The organism is Streptomyces thermospinosisporus (assembly GCF_039526425.1).
Classification (GTDB): Bacteria; Actinomycetota; Actinomycetes; order Streptomycetales; family Streptomycetaceae; genus Streptomyces; species Streptomyces thermocarboxydovorans.
The window spans coordinates 60,244-79,669 of record NZ_BAAAIZ010000009.1 but is presented as its reverse complement, the minus strand read 5'-3'; the positions used below and the strand labels follow the sequence as shown (position 1 = coordinate 79,669).

The 19,426-nt window shown below is 73.0% G+C and carries 18 protein-coding genes and 1 pseudogene; 9 read left to right on the top strand and 10 right to left on the bottom strand.

Features of this window, described 5'->3' with window-relative positions; translation table 11 throughout:
• Positions 1-216: 216 nt before the first annotated feature.
• The 3 genes from ABD207_RS04345 to ABD207_RS04335 form a co-directional block, all read right to left on the bottom strand.
• Positions 217-1,419: a glycoside hydrolase family 64 protein gene (locus ABD207_RS04345; protein ID WP_344010161.1), complete on the bottom strand. Its 1,203-nt coding sequence runs from the start codon at positions 1,417-1,419 to the stop codon at positions 217-219.
• Positions 1,420-2,043: 624 nt separating this feature from the next.
• A complete protein-coding gene (locus ABD207_RS04340) occupies positions 2,044-2,931 on the bottom strand; it encodes a Gfo/Idh/MocA family protein (protein ID WP_344010159.1) in 888 nt (295 codons plus the stop codon).
• Positions 2,932-3,078: 147 nt separating this feature from the next.
• Positions 3,079-3,492 (bottom strand): VOC family protein, encoded by a 414-nt coding sequence (locus ABD207_RS04335; protein WP_344010157.1) that lies wholly within the window; start codon positions 3,490-3,492, stop codon positions 3,079-3,081.
• 249 nt (positions 3,493-3,741) lie between these two features.
• Between ABD207_RS04335 and ABD207_RS04330 the strand changes: the two genes are divergently transcribed.
• Positions 3,742-3,999, top strand: coding sequence for a DUF5133 domain-containing protein (locus ABD207_RS04330; RefSeq protein ID WP_344004875.1), 258 nt, complete (start codon positions 3,742-3,744; stop codon positions 3,997-3,999).
• 185 nt (positions 4,000-4,184) lie between these two features.
• Positions 4,185-4,391 (top strand): hypothetical protein, encoded by a 207-nt coding sequence (locus ABD207_RS04325; RefSeq protein ID WP_344010155.1) that lies wholly within the window; start codon positions 4,185-4,187, stop codon positions 4,389-4,391.
• Between the two features lie 57 nt (positions 4,392-4,448).
• Here ABD207_RS04325 and tgmB read toward each other — a convergent pair whose 3' ends face one another.
• From tgmB to ABD207_RS04310, 3 genes are all read right to left on the bottom strand, one after another.
• Positions 4,449-5,432: an ATP-grasp ribosomal peptide maturase gene (gene tgmB, locus ABD207_RS04320; RefSeq protein ID WP_344010153.1), complete on the bottom strand. Its 984-nt coding sequence runs from the start codon at positions 5,430-5,432 to the stop codon at positions 4,449-4,451.
• A 16-nt stretch (positions 5,433-5,448) separates the two neighbouring features.
• On the bottom strand, positions 5,449-5,640 hold the full coding sequence (gene tgmA / locus ABD207_RS04315; RefSeq protein ID WP_344010151.1) for a putative ATP-grasp-modified RiPP: 192 nt from the start codon (positions 5,638-5,640) through the stop codon (positions 5,449-5,451).
• A gap of 120 nt (positions 5,641-5,760) precedes the next feature.
• Positions 5,761-6,087, bottom strand: coding sequence for a DUF1232 domain-containing protein (locus ABD207_RS04310; RefSeq protein ID WP_344004887.1), 327 nt, complete (start codon positions 6,085-6,087; stop codon positions 5,761-5,763).
• Between the two features lie 320 nt (positions 6,088-6,407).
• Here ABD207_RS04310 and ABD207_RS04305 point away from each other — a divergent pair, with 320 nt between their 5' ends.
• Complete coding sequence (locus ABD207_RS04305; protein WP_344010150.1) at positions 6,408-7,808, top strand: hypothetical protein; 1,401 nt, start codon at positions 6,408-6,410, stop codon at positions 7,806-7,808.
• Between the two features lie 734 nt (positions 7,809-8,542).
• On the opposite strand, the gene ABD207_RS04300 is transcribed toward ABD207_RS04305, so the two are convergent.
• Positions 8,543-9,877: a hypothetical protein gene (locus tag ABD207_RS04300; protein WP_344010148.1), complete on the bottom strand. Its 1,335-nt coding sequence runs from the start codon at positions 9,875-9,877 to the stop codon at positions 8,543-8,545.
• A 441-nt stretch (positions 9,878-10,318) separates the two neighbouring features.
• On the opposite strand from ABD207_RS04300, the gene ABD207_RS04295 reads away from it, so the two are divergent.
• The 5 genes from ABD207_RS04295 to ABD207_RS04275 all read left to right on the top strand — a co-directional run bounded on the left by ABD207_RS04295 (position 10,319) and on the right by ABD207_RS04275 (position 15,268).
• Positions 10,319-10,738, top strand: a complete 420-nt coding sequence (locus tag ABD207_RS04295) for a hypothetical protein (protein WP_344010146.1) — start codon at positions 10,319-10,321, stop codon at positions 10,736-10,738.
• Positions 10,735-11,511: a hypothetical protein gene (locus ABD207_RS04290; RefSeq protein WP_344010145.1), complete on the top strand. Its 777-nt coding sequence runs from the start codon at positions 10,735-10,737 to the stop codon at positions 11,509-11,511. Before ABD207_RS04295 ends, ABD207_RS04290 begins: the two co-directional genes overlap by 4 nt.
• A gap of 38 nt (positions 11,512-11,549) precedes the next feature.
• Entirely contained in the window at positions 11,550-12,068 is a 519-nt protein-coding gene (locus ABD207_RS04285; RefSeq protein ID WP_344010143.1) for a roadblock/LC7 domain-containing protein, read from the top strand.
• 83 nt (positions 12,069-12,151) lie between these two features.
• Entirely contained in the window at positions 12,152-12,526 is a 375-nt protein-coding gene (locus ABD207_RS04280; RefSeq protein ID WP_344010141.1) for a roadblock/LC7 domain-containing protein, read from the top strand.
• Positions 12,527-12,898: 372 nt separating this feature from the next.
• Positions 12,899-15,268 carry a glycoside hydrolase family 65 protein gene (locus ABD207_RS04275; protein WP_344010139.1) on the top strand — a complete coding sequence of 790 codons (2,370 nt, stop codon included), beginning with the start codon at positions 12,899-12,901 and terminating at the stop codon, positions 15,266-15,268.
• A gap of 54 nt (positions 15,269-15,322) precedes the next feature.
• Here the strand turns inward: ABD207_RS04275 and ABD207_RS04270 are convergent, their stop codons facing one another.
• Entirely contained in the window at positions 15,323-15,820 is a 498-nt protein-coding gene (locus ABD207_RS04270) for a lamin tail domain-containing protein (protein WP_344010138.1), read from the bottom strand.
• Positions 15,821-15,929: 109 nt separating this feature from the next.
• Here ABD207_RS04270 and ABD207_RS04265 point away from each other — a divergent pair, with 109 nt between their 5' ends.
• Positions 15,930-16,337 carry a DUF3224 domain-containing protein gene (locus ABD207_RS04265; RefSeq protein ID WP_344010136.1) on the top strand — a complete coding sequence of 136 codons (408 nt, stop codon included), beginning with the start codon at positions 15,930-15,932 and terminating at the stop codon, positions 16,335-16,337.
• A 95-nt stretch (positions 16,338-16,432) separates the two neighbouring features.
• Here the strand turns inward: ABD207_RS04265 and ABD207_RS04260 are convergent, their stop codons facing one another.
• Both ABD207_RS04260 and ABD207_RS04255 read right to left on the bottom strand, forming a co-directional pair.
• Positions 16,433-17,797, bottom strand: a complete 1,365-nt coding sequence (locus tag ABD207_RS04260; RefSeq protein WP_344010134.1) for an FAD-dependent oxidoreductase — start codon at positions 17,795-17,797, stop codon at positions 16,433-16,435.
• A 102-nt stretch (positions 17,798-17,899) separates the two neighbouring features.
• Positions 17,900-19,004, bottom strand: a pseudogene (locus tag ABD207_RS04255) (ATP-binding SpoIIE family protein phosphatase); the annotation flags it as partial.
• Positions 19,005-19,426: the final 422 nt, after the last annotated feature.

Below are 19,426 nucleotides of genomic sequence, written 5' to 3'. Positions count from 1 at the left end.
GCCGCCAGCAGCCCGCCCGGCAGGAACCGGGCCCAGCCGGGCGGCGGCGCGCCCCGCAGATAGCTCCGCAGTTCCCGGTCCCGGCGCGGCGGCTCGGCCCGCACTCCGTTCACACCCCCACGCTGCTACGCGCGCCCCCGCCGCGCACCCCGGAGGCCGTTCCGGGAGCCGGCAGGCGCCGGGCGGGCACGCGGCGGGCAGGGCCGGGGCAGGGGCTCAGAACGCGGTCAGCGTCAGCCGCAGCCCGGTGGGCGCCGTGTCCTGGATGTAGGAGGCGAAGTCGGCGACGTCGTCGAAGGCGAAGCCGTACGCCTTGCCGTCCTCGGTGGCCTCGTGCATGGCCTTGGCGTAGTGGTTGGTGAGCTCGGTCCGGTAGAACTCGCCGGGCTCGGTGGTCGGCTGCTCGGGGTGGCTGAGCAGCGTGGTGCGGTTGAAGGCGGCCCCGAGCACCGCGGCGACCGGGCCGGTGGTGCCGTCGTTGGGGGCGGCGAGGGCGCCGTCGCAGAACAGCACGTCCCGGGTGGAGGGCTTGCCGAAGGACACCTGGGCCGGCCCGTCGAAGGTGAAACGGTCGCCGCGCACCCGGCCCGTGAAGGTGCCCGCGTTGGTGGTGACCTTGAGGTCCTGGCCGGTATACGTGCTCCACACCTCGTCGATGTACGGGGCGAGGTAGTCCTTCGGGAACAGACCGGCGTCCAGGCCGTGACCGGGGGCGATGATCCGGGTGTCGTCCACGACGAGCTTGGAGAACACCTCGTCCTTCCGCATCGCCTCGAACGCGGCGGCCCGGCCGCCCTCGCGCACGGTGCCGGTCGTCTGGTCGTCGGCGCCGGTGAGCCTGAGGCTCAGCGGCACGCTGAACATGTCGACCATCGTGGTGTTGCAGAACATGCCGGAGGAGTTGAAGGTGAACTCCGCACAGTCGTGCAGCACACCGAAGTTGGGGTCGGACTCGACCCAGCCGGCCGGGAACTGCAGCGCCGCGTTGCCGTTGCCGTCGGCCACGGCCTTGAACTTCAGCTTCTCGCCGAGGGCCACATAGATGCGGCCGGACATGTGCGGCAGGGACAGCTTGGTCTCGCCGGAGCCGGCGAGGCTGATCGCGTAGTCGGTGAAGCCGTCCGGGCCGTTGTCGGACAGGGAGACGGGGGCCAGGGTGCCGTCGGGGGTGAGGCGCACCTGCCGGCCGTCCTGGTTGCCGACGACGTAGAGATGGATGCTGCCGTTGTCGAAGGAGCCGGTGTTGTTGACGACCGTGAGCGGCAGCGAGCCGCCGGCCTTGGGAGAGGCCTTCTCACCGGAGGAGCCCGCGAGCGCGTGCGGGGCGAGCGCGGCGGCCGCGGGCACCGCGACGGCGGCGCCACCGAGGGCGAGAAGCAGCTTGCGGCGGCCGAGCTTTCGCTGGTGTCGAGGAGTCATGTGGGGGGTCTCCCGAAGTACTCGTGCGGGCACTGAGAGCGCTCTCACCGCGAACACCGGTGAACGCGCGGCCTCGATGGTACGGACCTCAACTGTGCCCGCAACGCGTCCGACTTGTCCTCAACTCGCTCTGACCTGCCCAAACGTGATGCCCTGACAGGGAACTCACCGGCGCTTAACGGCCTCTTAAGGCTCCTTTAAGCGCTTTGCGTCTGCGACCGGCCCGGAGGACGGCACGGCGCCGCCGAGAACGCTCCCGGCGGCTGCTCGCGCCGGACGGTCTCACCAGGCCGTCTCCGCGCCGGACGGTCTCACCGGCCGCCCGTTCCGGTCGCCGTCACCAGGCCGTCTCCGCGCCGGACGGTCTGATCGGCCGCTCGTTCCGGTCGCCGTCACCAGGCCGTCTCCGTGCCGGACGGTCTGATCGGCCGCTCGTTCCGGTCGCCGTCACCAGGCCGTCTCCGTGCCGGACGGTCTGATCGGCCGCTCGTTCCGGTCGCCGTCACCAGGCCGTCTCCGCGCCGGACGGTCTGATCGGCCGCTCGTTCCGGTCGCCGTCACCAGGCCGCCCGCGCCGGTCGCTCTCACCGGCCGTTCCTCTCCGGTCGCCCGCACCGGACACCGTCACCGGGCGCCGGACAGCAGCTCCTGCGCCTCTTCGAGGATCTCCGTCACCCGCAGCGCGAACGCCGCGTCGCACGCGTGCGGCCGGCCGGTGCGGGCAGCGGTGACCAGGGCGTCCGCGGCGCGGACGAGCGAGGGGACGGCCGGCTGCCGCGCCTCGGGCAGGGAGGTGACGCCCGTGGTGCCGCGCAGCTCCACGTGGGTGCCCGCCGCGGCCGGCGGCGCGGTGAGGCTCAGGGTGAGGGTGCTCGACGCGCCGCCCGTGTGGTCCAGCACGAGATGCACGGTGTCCCCGGGGCCGTGCGCCGCCGCCGACACCTGACGCACGTCACCGAGCACCGGCAGCAGCACGGACAGGGCGTGCGGACCCACGTCCCACAGAGCGCCCTTCTCCTGGCGCCACGGGGAGGCCGCGAAGGGGTTGTCGTCGGCGCTGAAGACGGCGCCCAGCCACTCGGCCCGCGCGGTGAACCAGCCGCCCGCGCGCTCCTGTTCGGTGATCCAGGCCTCGGCCTCGGGCTGGAACCGGGTGGTGAAGAAGACGACCGAGGCCACCTGTGACCGCTCTGCTGCCGCCACCACCTCGCGCCCCTGCTCGACCGTCAGCGCGAGCGGCTTGTCGAGCAGGAGATGGCAGCCCGCCCGGGCGGCCCGCGCGGCCAGTTCGCCCTGCACCTGGGGCGGCAGGGCCACGGCGACCGCGTCGACGTCGGCGAGCAGGGCGTCGAGGTCGTCGTAGGCCCGGACGCCATAGGCGCCGGCCAGTTCCCGGGCTGCCTCCGGGCGGCGGCCCCACACTCCGGTGAAGTCCAGCTCCTCGTGCTCGTTCAGCGCGGGGGCGTGCGCCACCTTCGCCCAGGGTCCCGTGCCGAGCAGTCCGATCCGCATACCGCCGCCTCCCGCTGTTCCGGTGCCGTGCGCCGTCGCCGGCCGCAGGCCCTCGTTCCGTTCCACGCCGCCGGCCGTTGTGCCGCCGGCGGTCGTCGTGGCCGAGGGTGGCACACCGGCCGGGGGAGCGGAGCGCCCGGGTGAGGCTCAGCCCTGGGAGGTGCTGATGTTGACCATCCAGGTCACCCCGAACTGGTCCGTGCACATGCCGAACACGTCCCCCCACATCTGCCGCTCCAGCGGCACGGACACCTGGTTGCCGCTGGACAGTTTCTCCCAGTAGCCGCGCAGCTCGCTCTCGTCGTCGCCGCTGAGGCTCACCGAGTAGGCGTTGCCCGGCTTGTACTCCATGCCCGGCGGGTGGTCTGCGCCCATCAGGGTGAACCCGGACGGCGTCTCCAGCATCCCGTGCATGATCTTGTCCGCGTACTCGGGACCGGACTGGCCGATGTCGCCGTAGGTGTTCAGGTGCAGCTCCCCGCCGAAGACGTCCTTGTAGAACTCCATCGCCTGCCGGGCGTCGCCGTCGTAGCTCAGATAGGGGTTGAGGCGCGAGGCCATGAATCCTCCCGAAAATGGCGCAAAAGTACTCTTGCGCGCAGCGTAACCCGGCCCAGGGGCCCCCGCCTCCGGCCGGCCGTGACGGAGCCGGGCCCTCCAAACCCCGCCGGTCCCATGTGTTCGGCTTCTGCTGCCGGGCGGCCTGCCGCGGGCGAAGGATTCCCGTCAATTCCTGTTACGTGAGTCAAAGAGGTGAATGGTTTCGGCGGGTTCGGGTACGCGCAGTGAAAAACCAGAGAGGGGCGCTTCGTGCTCGTACCGGACCCGAAGGTCGTGAGAGAGCTGCTGACGAAGTACGCGACGCTGCGGATCGCACAGGCGGAGAGGCATTCGCCGGTGGCGGAACGCGAGTTGGAGGATGTCAGCTACACGCTCTGCGTGATGATGGGCACCTCCGGCATCGAGGACGCCATCGCCCGGGCGGACGCCCTGCTCGTGCAGGGACGTCCGGTGGCCGCACGGTCCGCGGACCCGGACGGCGACAGCGGGCTGTCCCTGGCCGTCTGACGCGGCCGGCCCCGGCGCAGGGGCGCACAACGGCACGGGCCCGGGTGGAGGCGCGCGTGATTCTCGCGCCTCCACCCGGGCCCGTGGTGCGAACGGGGAAAACGCCGCCGCCCGGTACCGTGCCCCTTAGACTCGGCACTCGTGTCTCCGTACCGGAGCCGCCGAGCAGAAAGGCACGTTGACGGGTGTTCCAGGATTCCCCCATCTACGACCGACTCATCGCGGAGTGCGGCGATGTACCCGCCCAGGTCCGCCGCGAGGCCGAACGCGTGAGCAGGGAACTGGAGCTGGTCATGCGCCCCCTGCAGTCCCCCGGCCTCGACCGCCCCGCCGGCTCCCCGGGCAACGGCTGGCAGCGCACCGCCCTGCTGCCGGGCCCCCGCCCGGCCTGACCGCGACGGCCGCGTCCGCCCCGCGAGGACGCGCCCGCATCTGCCACCGCACGGGCCTCAGCAGGCCCGGACACCCGGCTCGTCGGCCTCCCGTCTCTCCTCGGGGACGGGGCGGCCCAGCCACTCGGCGATGGTGCGGGCGATCGGCTGGCCCGTCTCCACCTCCACGAAGCCGAACTGGCCCGACTGATTGCATTCCAGGAACCACCACACCCCGTCCGCGTCCTCCACGAAGTCGAAGGCCCCGTACGCGAGTTCGGCCTCGCGCATATAGCGCAGAACCGTCTCGGCGGTGCGCGGCGGCACCTCGACCGGCTCCCAGGGCGACCCGGGTCCCGCGAACCGCACGTCGACCTCCTGCGGATCCGCGTCCGGGGCCGCCGCCTTGCGGGCCCCCAGCAGCTTCTCGCCGACGACCGTGACCCGGACGTCCGCCCGCTTGGCGATCCGCCGCTGCAGCAGCGTCGGGCCGAACGCCACGGCGGAGAAGTCCGTGTCCGGCGCCACCCTGCTCGTCGGCACCGCTCGCGGCGGGTCCTGCGGATGCGCCCCGGAGACCGGCTTGACCACCAGATCCGGGTAGCGCTCGGCGAACTCCCGGGCGGCCCGCGGAAATGTAGTGATCACGGTGGCCGGCACCGGCAGCCCGCACTGCTGCGCCAGCCTCAGCTGCCACGGCTTGTGCCGCGCCCGGCGCGCGGCGTCCGGATGGTTCATCCAGCGGGCATGCGAACCGCGCAGCATGCCGTAGAGCGCCTGCGAGGCCTCCTCGGTGAGCCAGGCGGAGGCGTGCTGCGCCCGCTGGGCGGGCACACCCGGCCTGCGCACCCACACCGACCGCAGCCCGCCGAGGCTCACCAGCCGTCCCCCAGAGGACAGATGGCCGCGGAACCGGCCGTGGACGAATTCGCCGGACAGTGAGACGCCCACGGTCAGATCGGCGGGATCGAGGCGCATCACCGGCACCCCGGCGTCGTGGAGATGCACCACCACCATGTCGGCGGTCACATCCTCCTCACAGGTGAGGATGAGCACGGTCATCGTCTACGGTCCGCTGTCAGTCGTCGAAGTGGGTCTTCGAGCCCGCGGTGGACGTCGTGGTCCCCGCCTCCCGCAACAACCCGTGGTCCGAGGCCGCGACGCGGCCGTCGGCAAGAACGTTCAACTGCAGTCCGGAGTCGTACACATACGGAGTGGTGACGGCCAACTCCGGTGCCGGACGGGCATAGTTGAGCGCGAACGGTTGCATTGTGTCTCCCTCGTCGGTGCTGCGCCGACCGAGCGTCGGCCACCCGCACGCCGCCGCCTGGTCCGCCGACTTCTTTTGGCTTCCAGAGACTTATACGAATCGAACGGGTGGTTGGTTTCCTCACGGGGCGTAGTCATCGGCGGGGCGGCGGTCCGGTTCCGGAGGCTTCAGGCCGGAGGACCGTGCGCCCGCCGCGCCCCTGAGCGACCGCAGGGCGAGCAGCAGCACGCCCATGTCGTCCAGGTAGACGGGGTCGGGCAGCAGGTCCGCGGGCAGCACCAGATACAGGATCGCCCCCCAGAAGACCCAGCGTGGCCCGGTGGGCAGACCGGCCCGTGCCAACTCCCGCCTCGTGCGCACCAGCCGCACGAGGACGGCCACGGCGCCGACGAGCAGCAGGGCCGCCAGGGCCGCCACCGCGACCAGCACCACCGTGGTCGTCTCCACCGGCTGACCACCCCCTTCGAGGAGTCCGGGACGCCAGGCACGAGCTTCACACCGCGGGCACCGGATTCACGACGCCGACACGGGTTACACCGAGCGGATTCCCGTTTTCGGCGCCGGTATGACGGCCGGTACCGGCCGTCGTGGGGACGTCTCCCGCTTCCCAGGGAACCCCTGACGAAACACCGATCACCGCAGGTCATCCCGGTGGCCCATCCAAGTGGCAGGGCGGCACCGGTGCGCCTAGTAATGATCCACGTAGCGTCGCTCGTCGCACGTCCGGGGGCGTGGGAGCGGCCCGAGCCTTCCCCATGGAGCCGAGCATGACCACCTTCTCTTCGTCACCCCCCTCCAACGAACCGGCCATACCCGGCGATACGGCCGCCTCCCCGCCGACCGATGCGACGAGCGTCGCCACCGGCACGCACCGGCCGGATCCGCCGCCCGGCCCCGCCGTGGCCACGGCCGCCCCGCCGCTCGCCACCGCCGAGGGCGAGGACGCCGCCGCCCCGCGGGACCCGGTCGCCACCGTCAACCTCGTCGACCCCCTCGATCCGGCCGATCCGGCCGATCGGCTCGACCTCACCGACCCGGACGAGGAGCGGGCGGCCGGAACGGCCCAGGGCGATCCGGTCGCCGATCTGGTGCACGTCGCCGTCTCGGACCGGCCCCTGGAGGAGGTCGTCGACCTCATCACCACGCTCGAACGCTCACCCGAACACTCCCGGTCCGTGATCGAGGCGCTGCGCGCCGCCGGGGTCGTCCGGCCGGTGGAGGACGTCACCCGTCTGGTCGCCCTGCTGACCCGGCCGCCGCGCGACCCGGACTGCGCGGACGAGGCGATCCGCGCCGCGGCCGCGCACCGCCCCGTCGAGGACGTCACCCGACTGGTGGCCCTGCTGCACGCCGAGCCGCTGGCCGCCCACTGCCGCGAGGAGGTGCTGCGCGCCGCGGCCACCGGGCGCTCCGTGCGGGAGCTGATCGACCTCCTCGACCGGCTCGAGGCCGAGCCCGTGCGCCGGCCACCCGCCCGCCCTGCCGCCGCCCCGCCCGCCCCCGACCCGGCCGTCGCGCAGTCCGCGGCGCCGGAGCCCGAGGCACCGCAGGCGGAACGGCACCGGCTGCGTCCCCGCACCGCCGTCCGCACGGCACCACCGGAGACCCGGCCGAGCGGACGCCCGCGTCGCGACGGCCGCCGCCCGCGCCGCACCCGTCCCGGCCGGCCCCTCGCCCGCTACGGGCGCCACCTGCAGCGCCCCCGTCCGGCCGCCGTCCCGGGCCGGCCCCCCGAGCCGGTCATCAGGTCTCTCGTCTGGTCGAGCTGGCTCGCCGCGGCCTTCCTCGCGCTGTGCGCGGTGGCGCACTTCCCGCTGCACCACGACGGCACGTCACTTCGGCTGCACGCCCTCACCGTCGGCCTGTCGGTGCTGTGCACCGTGCTCGCCCTGATCCTCGTGGTGCGTCCCGGAGTCCTGGTGCTGGTGCCCGCCTTCGCGGTGCCGGCGATCCTCGCCGGAGCCCACGTCTACGGGACCACCCTCCCCTCGGCGGTGCTGTCCCGGGCGGTCGACCTGGCGCTGGCACCGCCGTGGCTCGCCAGCGCCGCCGCCGTGACCGCAGCGCTGCTCGCCCTGGCAGCGCTGGTGGTCCGGGTCGCCTCGCCGTTCCCGCCCCGCCGCTGGGCCGCCTGGCCCCCGCCGGAGCCCCACCACCCGGTGGAGTGACCCGCCCCGCCCCGCACGAGGGCCGGGCCCGCCCCCACGCGGTCCCCGCCCTCGCGGTGTTGGCGGCGGGGGAGCGGGAGGGAGAGGAAGGGACGTGGCCAGAAAGCGACGGTTGGCCGGCCGTCGGCCCGTTCACACTCGCACGGCAGGGGCGTCGGGGGTCCCGAGGCTGGGTGCCTGACTGCGGCCGGGTCTGCCGGATGACGGGGTGATACACCGCGTGAGTGCCGGACGCCGGAACCGTCGGCCACCGGGCAGGACCCCCCGGCACCCACGTCCGGTCGCCCCGGCACCCACCACGCCTGCTCGGTGCCCATCGCCCGTGCTGCCGACGCCACCTGTCGGACAGACAGTTGGCGCAGCGGTTGGAACCGGGCGGGACCGCCACCGGAGTGCCGGCCGGCGTAACGCGTCGCGCAGGGCGATCACGCGGCTTCGCCGGCGCCCGCCCGCCCCGGACGCGCATCCCCAACAGCGGTCGGATCGGACGCGTGACAGGCCGCAGGCGGGCCGCTGTCGCCCGCTTTCCGCGCCTCGCCCGCGTGGGCCGCCTTGTCGGCCTCCTCCGTCCCCGGAGCTGACACCTCGCCCTTCTTGGCCGGAAGTCTCCGTACGCGGCGTCGGATTGGACGCGTGGTCGGGCCAGGTACGCGGGATGAGTGCGCCGCCGGGTTTCGGCCGCCGGGCCGCGTGGCGCGGACGTTGGACCGGAATGCGGGCACCGGCGGTTGCGGCTAGCGGCGGGCCGCTGTCGCCCGCTTCTGCGCGTCGCCCGCGTCGCCCGCCGTGTCGGCCTCCTCCGTGCCCGAAGCGGACACCTCGCCCTCCGGGCCGGACGCCTCCGTGCCCGGTACGGAGGTTTCGGCCACCGTGCGCTGCTCCTCGGCGGCCGGGGCCGGCTCTGCCGACGTGCCGTCAGCCCCGCGAGCCGGTGTCGCGTCCGAAGCCTCGGTCTCCGGGTCGGCGTCCGTGCGGGCGGCTTGACCCCGTCGGATTCGCGGGGTGACCTTGAGGCGTTCCAGGCGGCGGGTGAGGGCGCGCAGCGGGGAGGCCGGGCCGGGCAGCAGGGGGCGGACACCGGGGGAGGGGGCGGCGGACTCGCGGTAGGCGGCCAGTGCCTCGTGGGCGCGCTCGGCCGCTTCGCGGTACAGGTCGCGTGACCTGGTCATCGCCTCCAGGGCCTCGGCGTACATCTTCACCAGAGCCCGTTCGCGGGCGAGTTCCTCCTCCAGGGTCAGCAGGTGCCAGTCCTCCCGCAGCGCGGTCAGCTCGTCCAGCGCGCCGTCCGGCAGCGGGCGCGGCAGCGCGTCGAAGCGCCTCACCGCGTCGACGAGTTCGGCCGGTTCGCTGCCGTCGAGGAACACCGCGCGCACCGCGAAGGCGTCGGCCTGGTAGCCCTCCGGTGCCGGGCGGCCGGGCAGCAGCACCGCGCCGCCGCGCGGCACCTCGGCGTGGAACTCGCGCAGCGCCCAGTTCACCACGCGCAGTTGGTGCGGAGCGGCGCGGTGCTCCACCACCCGGTCCCGCAGCCCCGGCGGCAGCCAGTGCGCCAGCGGCACCTTGCCGCGCTCGTCGGTGGTCATCGCCTCGTGCACCACGACATGCAGCCGCCAGGTGTCCCGCGCGCAGGCGCGCAGCCGCCGGCGGACGGCCTTGTCCTCCTCGGGCAGCGGGTTGAGGGCGCCCACCCGCAGTCCCGTCGACACGTCCATGGACCAGTCCGCGTCCGGGTCGTGCGGCCAGAACATGCCGGCCGGGGACGGCCACGACTGCTCCCAGGGCTGCTCGGCCTCCGCGACCACGGTCCAGTCCTGGCCGTGCTGCGTGGCGGGGGCGAGGCTCAGCCGGGCCCGCACCGTGACGCCGCCGGCGACGCGCATCCGGGCCTCGAAGACCTGGTCGGGCGATTCGGAGTCGGTGATCTCCAGGTAGTCGTCGATGTGCCGGCTGTCCTTGTGGTGGCGCAGCGAGCGCCTGAGGAGCTCCTCCGCGGTGTCTCCGGCATGGCGGCCGCGGGTCAGCCAGACGGTCGGGGGAACGGTACGGCGGACTGTGGGCGTGGTCTGCATGGATCCAGATGTGAGCGGGGGCACGTGCTCCTGCCAGTATCGTCGCCGCCGTCCGGCGGTTTCCGGGCGGGCTCCGCCGGATGGCGCAGCCGCGTCACGCCTGCCCACCCGTCGGCGGATGCAACCTCCGGCGCGCGAGGCAATGGCGCGCGCGGGGTGTGCGCGGCGCGCACGTGGTGGGGTGCTCGCACTCGTGTTTCCGTGCGGGGTCCGCTCCGCAGAATGGGGCTTCGCGGGCAGGGCCCGCCCACCATCCGCTTCGGGGTTGGCCCTGCTCGCACGTGATCGGTCACCGTCGCGAAAGGTGCTGACTTTAGCGCGGGAAGTTTCGTTCTGGCGCATATTCCTCCGGAAAACCCCAAAGCCTTCACCTCGCTCGAGTACGCAGCGTAGCTTCGACGTCACGTTCGCGGTACAGCCGTGCGAGGAGGGGGATCCGGCGTGCCCGGAATCGACGAGAGTCTGCTGGAAGCCATGCGACTGCCCGGCGCACGCGGCGCCCTGGTGGTCGACTGGATCAGCGGGCTCGCGCTGGGTGCGGTCGGCGAGGCGCCCGGCGGCGACGCGGAGGCGACGGCCGCGGAGACCGCCGAACTCGCCCGGCTCGCCCTGGAGAGCCCCACTCTCGTGCCCGGGGCCGGGGGCGGCGAGAACGGCGACGAGAACGGCGACGAGAACGGGGAGGCGACCGTCGAGGATCTGATCCTCACCACCGCGGACGCCTACCAGCTGCTGCGTCTGGTCGTCACCCCCTTCGACAGCACCGTCTTCATGTACCTGTGGCTCGACCGGCGTGACGGCAACCTCGCCCTCGCCCGCATCCGGCTGGCCGAGATGGCGGACCGGCTGGTGCTCGGATGACGGCCGCCGTCCCCACGGACACCACCGCCCCCGCCCTGCTCGCCGGCCTCGCCGCCGACCGCGCCACCGGGGCGCTGACCACCGCCTCCGGCGTGCTCTACCTCTCGGCGGGCGAGGTCGTCCACGTCGAGTCGGCCTTGAGCCCCGCCCTGGGCGATCTGCTCACCCGCAGCGGCGCCCTCGCCCCGGACGGCTGGTGGGAGGCGGTGCGGCGGGCCGGCGCCCGGCGCCGCGTCGGCCGTCACCTGGTGGAGAGCGGCCGTCTCACCAGCGGCGCCCTGGAGCTGTGCCACCTGGGCGCGCTGTTCGACGCGGCCTACTTCGCCCTGGTCCACGACGACCGGCCCGCCCGTTTCCGCCCCGGGGTGGCGCACTGGCTCGGCGCGGTCCGTCCCGTGCCCGTGGCGGCGGTGCTGCGCGAGTCACGGCGGCGCCGCGCCCTGCTGCAGCGCATCTGGCCCGACCCGGCCGTCGACACCGCACCCCTCACCCGCACCTCCGGCGCCGGACGCGCGGACCTGCCGCCGCGCCGCGGCCGGGCGCTCGCCCTGGTCGACGGTGCCAGCACCGCCGCGCAGATCGCCTCGGCGCTGGCCTGCCGCACCTTCCACACCCTCGTCGAGCTGCGCCGACTCGCCGCCGACGGACTGGTCACCCCCGCGCCGCCGCGCCCGGCGGCCGCCCTCCCGGGCCCCGCCGCCCCCGGCACGGCGTGGGACGAGCCCGACACAGCCCTGCTGCGACGGCTCCTGGACGCCTTGGAGGCACTGTGATCCGCGCGCGCCGGCAGCGTGCCGAAAGGAGACTGCTCATGGCCGTCGAGACCGACGTGCAGGACGAACTGCGCCGGCTGCGCACCCGCATACCCCGGCTCACCGGATCGCTCGCCGCCACCGTCGACGGACTGGTCCTCGCCCACGACGTGCCCGGCACCGAAGCGGAAGGGCTGGCCGCGCTCACCGCCGCCGCGCTCGGCGTCGCCCACCGGATGACGGACGCCGCCTCCCGCGGCGAGTTCCGCGAGCTGCTGGTGCGCGGCGCCCAGGGATACGTCGCGACCTACGCGGCCGGCACCGCCGCCGTGCTCACCCTGCTCGCCGACGACCGCGTCAACGTGGGCCGCCTCCACCTGGAGGGCCGCCGCAGCGGGGCCCGGATCGCCGAGCTGGTCGACACCCGCATCGGTCCGGGCGGCGGCCGGCACACCGACCGCGCGGCGGCCGTGCGGCAGCCCCCGCCGCCGGACCCGGCCCGCCGTATCGGCACCCTCCCCGTGCGCACCCCCCACAGCGCCGCCACCCAGACGCCCCGGCCCCAGCCCGGCGCCTGAACCTTCATCTGCCTCCCCGACACGTCGCCCGGACCACCGGGCGACCGGACCCACCACCGAAACCGACGGAAAGGACGTCACCCATGGCCAACACCGACACCTCGCTCAAGGAGTGCCTCGCCTCCATCGACGGCGCCACGGCCGCCGCACTGGTCGACTACACCAGCGGCATGGCCCTCGGCTCGGTGGGCGGCGGCAAGGACTTCAACATCGAGGTGGCCGCGGCCGGCAACACCGATGTGGTGCGGTCCAAGCTGCGCACCATGGAGCACCTGGGCATCAAGGAGGAGATCGAGGACATTCTCATCACCCTGACCAGCCAGTACCACATGATCCGGCCGCTCAAGAGGCGCGGTGGCAACGGCCTGTTCCTCTACCTGGTGCTGGACGCAGGCCGCGCCAACCTGGCGATGGCCCGCCACCAGCTGCGCCGTATCGAGGCCGAGCTGGAGGTCTGACGCAGGGCGGAGCGGCACCGCGGGGGATCGGTGCCGCTCCTGCCCCCAGTGTCCTCCTCCCGCCCCCGGTTCTCCAGGGGGCGGGAGGCCTCCGCGACCGGGCCCGGCGGGTGCAGTTCCGCGGCCGCCGTCCGCGATCACCGGCTGGTCCGCGGCCGCCGTCCGCGATCACCGGCCGGTCCGCGGCCGCCGACGTGTGCCGTCCCGGCTTCGGGGTACTTCGAGCGCAGCTGTCAGCCGTACCGGCGGTTCGCGCACGTCATCGGCGTGGGCCGCACCGCCGCCGGACGGCACCGGGACAGACTGCTGCGTCACGGCGCCGACACCGTCGCACTCGGATCTCGGTGCGGCGCCGACGGGAGGAGCATCGATGTGACCGGCTGGACCTGGGAGTACGAGGGCTACGAGCCCGCCGAGGCGCGGCTGAGGGAGTCGCTGTGCACCCTGGGGAACGGCTACTTCGCCACCCGCGGAGCGCTGCCCGAGTGCACCGCCGACGAGGTGCACTACCCGGGGACGTATGTGGCCGGCTGCTACAACCGGCTCACCTCGAAGGTCGCCGGCCGCCGGGTCGAGAACGAGGACATGGTCAACCTGCCGAACTGGCTGCCGCTGCGCTTCCGCATCCCCGGCGGGGCATGGCTCGCCCCCGACACGGCCGATGTGCTCGAACACCGCGAGATCCTGCACCTGGCGCCCGGACTGTTCGAGCGGATGACCCGCTACGACCTGGGCGAGGGCCGCACCCTGACGGTGCGCCAGGAGCGCCTTGTGCACATGGCGGACCCTCATATGGCCGCCCTGCGCACCGAGTTCACCGCCCAGCGCTACGCCGGACCGCTCGAGGTGGAGGCCGCCCTCGACGGCAACGTCACCAACGCCGGCGTCGCCCGCTACCGGGACCTCGACGGCCGCCACCTCACCCATGTGCACGGCGGCATCGCCGACGCCGGCACGGTGTGGCTGCGCTGCCGCACCCGCACCTCCGACATCCGGATCGCGCTCGCCGCCCGGCTCCTCGCCGACTCACCCGTGAGCATGCGCAAGGACAACGGGCGCGCCGTCCACCACACCCGGCTGAACCTGACACCCGGACACACCGTGACCGTGGACAAACTGGTCGCCCTGCACACCTCGCGCGACCCGGCGATCAGCGACCCCCTGCACGCCGCCGTGGACCGGGTGGGCCGGGTCGACGGCTGGGCGGCGCTGGTCGCCCCGCACCGCACCGCCTGGGGCCAGCTGTGGCGCAGGGGCGAGCTTGACGTCCCCGGCGAGGCGGGCACCATCCTGCGCCTGCACCTGTTCCATGTGCTGCAGACGCTCTCCCCACACACCGCCGACCTCGACGTCGGCGTGCCGGCCCGCGGACTGCACGGCGAGGCCTACCGCGGGCACGTCTTCTGGGACGAGCTGTTCGTGCTGCCCTACCTCAATCTGCACTTCCCCGAGGTCTCCCGCTCCCTGCTGCACTACCGCTACCGGCGCCTGGAACGGGCCCGCACCGCCGCCCGGGACGCCGGCCGCCGGGGCGCGATGTACCCGTGGCAGAGCGGCAGCGACGGCCGGGAGGAGACCCAGCAGCTCCACCTCAACCCGCGCTCGGGCCGGTGGGTGCCCGACCACACCCGCCTGCAGCACCATGTGGGCTCCGCGATCGCCTACAACGTGTGGCAGTACTGCGAGGCCAGCGGCGACACCGAGTTCCTGCACACCAAGGGCGCCGAGATGCTGCTGCAGATCTCCCGCTTCTGGGCGGACGCGGCCGAGTACGACCCGCACCTGGGCCGCCATCACATCCGGGGCGTGGTCGGCCCCGACGAGTACCACGACGCCTACCCCGGCGCGGACCGCCCGGGCCTCGACGACAACGCCTACACCAACGTCACCGCGGCCTGGGTGCTCTCCCACACACTCGACGTGCTGCGCTCCCTGCCCGAGCCGCGGCGGCTGGAGCTCGACGAACGCACCGGCCTGGACGCCGGCGAACTCGACCACTGGGAGGAGGTCTCCCGCACCCTTCACATCCCGTTCCACGAGGGAGTCATCAGCCAGTTCGAGGGCTACGGCGAACTCGAGGAACTCGACTGGCACGGCTACCGCAAGCAGTACGGAGACATCCGCCGCCTTGACCGGATCCTGGAGGCCGAGGGGGACACCGTCAACCGCTACCAGGCCTCCAAGCAGGCGGACGTCCTGATGCTCGGCTACCTCTTCTCACCGGCCGAACTGCAGGCGCTGTTCGGGCGGCTGGGCCACAACCTCGACGAGCACCTCTGGCGGCGCACGGTGGACTACTACCTGCACCGCACCAGCCACGGCTCCACGCTCAGCGGCCTGGTGCACGGCTGGGTCCTCGCCCGCGACCGGCGCGCCGAGGCCTGGGCCTTCTGCCAGGAGGCGCTCCAGGGGGACATCGCCGACATCCAGGGCGGCACCACCGGCGAGGGCATCCACCTCGGCGCCATGGCCGGCACCCTCGACCTGGTGCAGCGCGGACTGCCCGGCCTGGAGACCCGCAACGGGGCGCTGCGCCTGAACCCGGTGCCGCTGCCGGAGCTGTCCTCGTACGGCTTCACCCTCCGCTACCACGGGCACTGGGGCGTCCGGCTGCGGCTGGAGAGCGGCCGGCTGGAGATCGACGTACCGGTGAGCGGGCCGGGACCGATCGACGTACGGCTGCCGGACCGGACGGCCCGCCTCCAGCCGGGGGAGACGGGCCATCTGCCGCTCACGGACTGAACGGTCTGAACGAACTGAAGGGTGTGAACGGACCGAACGCCGCGGCGGGCGCGGTCACTTGTGGAACTGGATGTATCCGTCGCGGTCCGGGTCGTTGCCGGTCTTGGTGTACTTGTGCACGTCGGCACGGGCGCCGCTCGGCTTGTACACGTAGATCGTGTCGCCGGGGTTGTTCCACATGAAGTTGCAGTTGTTGCGGTAGACGACGTTCTTGGCGTCGGAGTCGGTACCGCGGCCGCCGCGCAGCCTCACATAGTCGCCGGGCTGGAGGTAGTGGTTCTTGGTGAACGTGAACCGGTTCCCGGTGGCGTCCTTGACGACGTATCCCTTGAGGTTGACCGTCGAGGACTTCGAGTAGTTCTTGATCGTCAGGTACTCCTGGTGGGTGTTGCCCCCGGAGCACCTGTTGTCGTCGCTGCCCGGCGCGTCGTACTGGATGCCCCGGACCTTCAGCGCGGAGCTGTACTCGGCGGCCTGCGCCGGAGCGGCCGTCAGCGCGGCGAGCGCGCCCGCGATCGCGGTGGTGGCCACGGCGGCAGTGCGTATGCGCATGAAATCTCCCCCCTGCATGACCCTTACGTGAAGGGCATGTGGTGTTTCTGTGAAGGGAGATCGTACACAATGGCGGGCCGTTGTCGGACCCAAAGGCTACGGTCGGCCCATGAGAGCTTCGGGAACCTTCACCGTCCAGTCCTTCGTGCCGGCCGACGTCAAGGCGGACCCGGCCGTGACCACGGCTCTGCCCGTGACCGTGGCGACCATGGAGAAACGCTTCGAGGGAGAGATCGCGGGCCGCGCCGCGACCGTGTTCACCTCCGCCTACGACCAGGAGGCGGGCGTCGGCACCTATGTCGCCATGGAGTCCTTCGAGGGCTCGGTGGGCGGCCGCTCGGGCGCCTTCAACTTCGTGCACTCGGCGTCCACCTCGGGCAGCGACCGCAGCGCGGAGTTCCTCAGGATCGTCCCGGCCAGCGGCACCGGGGAGCTCGCCGGGATCACCGGCACCGGCGGCATCGCCGTCGACGCCGACGGCACCCACCGGATCTGGCTCGACTACGAACTCGCCTGACGGGCGGGCCCGTCGACGGCATCGGGCGCCGCGTGCGGACCATGACACGAGTCCGCACGCGGCGCCCGAGGGCGACTTGCCCGGCGGCCGGGGGCTCAGGCGCCGCTGGCGCGCAGCATGTCCTCGCGCTCGACGATCTTCACCCGCTCGCGGCCCTGCGGCTCGCCCAGCGCCTTCTCGGCGGCGTCCAGGCGGTACCAGCCGTCCCAGGTGGTGTAACGGATCTCCCGCTCGGCGAGGAACGCGTCCACGGCCTCGGGGGCGGGGGAGACGGGCGTGTGCAGCCGCCCGTCGGCGAAGTCGGCCAGCAGGTTGGCCACCGTCTCGTTGGCATCGCCCTTGGTGTGCCCGATCAGGCCCACCGGGCCGCGCCGGATCCAGCCGGTGACGTACGCCGACTGCACATGCTCGCCGGTGTCGCCGATGATCCGGCCGCCCTCGTCCGGCACGGTGCCGGACTCGATGTCCCACGGCAGCTTGGGGAGCTGGTCGGAGAGGTAGCCGACCGCGCGGTAGACGGCGGTGACGTCCCAGTCCTTGAATGCGCCGGTGCCCTTGACGTTGCCGGTGCCGTCCAGAGCGGTGCGCTCGGTGCGCAGGCCGACCACGCGGCCGTCCTCGCCGAGGATCTCCGCGGGCGACTCGAAGAAGTGCAGGTACAGCTTGTGCGGGCGGTCGCCGACATCGCGGATCGCCCAGTTCTCCAGCGTCTTGGCGACCATGTCGGCCTGCTTGTTGCCGCGGCGGGTGGCGATCGACCCCTCGTCGTAGTCGATGTCCTCGGGGTCGACGATCACCTCGATGCTGGGGGAGTGGTCCAGCTCCCTGAGCTCCATCGGGCTGAACTTCGCCTGCGCCGGGCCGCGGCGGCCGAAGACGTGGATCTCCTTGGCCCGGTTGGCCTTGAGGCCGTCGTAGACGTTCGGCGGGATCTCCGTGGGCAGCAACTCGTCGGCGGTCTTGGCCAGGATGCGGGCCACGTCGAGCGCGACGTTGCCGACGCCCAGCACCGCCACCTTCTCGGCCTCCAGCGGCCAGGTGCGCGGCACGTCCGGGTGGCCGTCGTACCAGGAGACGAAGTCGGCGGCGCCGTAGGAGCCTTCGAGGTCGATGCCCGGTATGGGCAGGGCGCGGTCGGCCATCGCGCCGGTGGCGAAGATCACCGCGTCGTAGAAGGCACGCAGATCGTCGAGGTGGATGTCGGTGCCGTACTCCACGTTGCCGAACAGACGGATCTGCGGCTTGTCGAGGACCTGGTGCAGGGCCGTGATGATGCCCTTGATCCGCGGGTGGTCGGGGGCCACGCCGTACCGGATCAGACCGAACGGCGCCGGCATGCGCTCGAAGATGTCGACGGACACGCCCGGTTCTGCGGCCGTGTCGGACTTGAGCAGGGCGTCGGCGGCGTAGATCCCGGCGGGGCCGGATCCGACGATGGCAACCCGCAGGGGGCGGGGCATGGTCAGTTTCCCTTCGAGCGAGGACAGCGACTCGCCCCGAGCCTAAATTAAGGCTTGCCTAACCCGGTACGTGGGTCCGTTCTATGGGCCCATAAGGCTCGCTTATGACATGTCCCTCAGGGCGCTTATGGGTCCGGGTGGGGTGCTTACGACCCCGGGCAGGATGCTGCCGGATGCTAACGCCCCCGGGATCGGCTGCTCCGCCCAGATGACCTTGCCGGCCGGCAGATAGCGGGTGCCCCAGCGCTCCGCGAGCTGCGCCACCAGGAACAGTCCCCGCCCGCCCTCGTCCGTCATCGTGGCGTAGCGCAGATGCGGTGAGGCTGCTTCCGTCGAAGACCTCGCAGATCAGATGGCGGTCGCGCAGCATCCGCACCCGGATGGGACTGCCGCCGTAACGGATCGCGTTGGTCATCAGCTCACTGAGGATCAGCTCCGTGGTGAAGCCCAGCTCGTCCAGGTCCCACTCGGCCAGCTTGCGCAGCACCGCCGCCCGGACCTGGCCCACCGCCGCCGGATCGGCCGGCACCGGCCACTGGGCGATACGGTCCGCGGGCAGCGCCCGGGTGCGCGCCACGATCAGCGCGATGTCGTCACCTGCCCGCCGCGGGCGCCTCGCGTCCAGCACCGCCCTGCAGGTGTCCTCCGGCGAGTCCCCGGCCCGCGACAGCGCCTCGCGGAGCAGCTCGAGGCCCACGTCGATGTCCCGCGTCCGGTCCTCCACCAGCCTGTCCGTGTACAGCACCAGCCGGCTGCCCTCGGCCGGCTCCAGCTCCGCCGTCTCGAACGGCAGCCCGCCGAGCCCCAGCGGCGGCCCCGAGGGCACGTCCGGTTCCTCGGGCGGCAGGTCGAGGGCGGAGAAGTTGTGCACCGCGGTGCGCAGCCGCCCCATGGTGGCCGCCGCGTGCAGTCCGTGCCCGACGACGTCGCCCACCACCAGCGCCACCCGGGTGCCCGACAGCGGCAGCACGTCGAACCAGTCGCCGCCCACCCCGGGCTGCGCCGGCAGATAGCGGTAGGCGATCTCCAGGGCGCTCTGCTCCGGCAGGGTCCACGGCAGCAGACTGCGCTGCAGCGTCACTGCCATGTTGTGCTCACGCGTGTAGCGGGGGGCGTTGTCGATGGACACCGCGGCCCGCGCCACCAGCTCCTCGGCCAGTGCCACCTCCTCGGTGTCGAACGGCTGCGGCTGCTCGGAGCGCCAGAAGCGACTCCTCCCCGCAGGGCCGCAGCGCCACGACCGCGGCCACGACCAGCAGCACCACGATCATCACATGCAGGACGAACACCTGGCCGGCGACGCTGCGCCCGCTCAGAACCGACCGCAGCCCCGCCACAGGATGCCACCGCCGCCGGTCTCCGCCTCGCCCCCGCTGCGCGGCCACCGCCGCGGGCCGCCGGGGCGGCCGGTCCCTGGAGCGACCCATGAGTCGGACCCTGTGCCATGTCTACCCTGCCGGGCGATCCGAGGCGAGGGGCGTCACCCCCCATGATCTTTGGACATGCGCGCTGCATGACCACCGGGCCCTGCGCGCTCCATGACCTTGGGAGATGCGCGCGGAGCCCCGTGCCACCGGGGCAGTGGCCCGCGGGTCGTGCGTGCCGCCGGGGCGATGGTCCGCGGGTCGT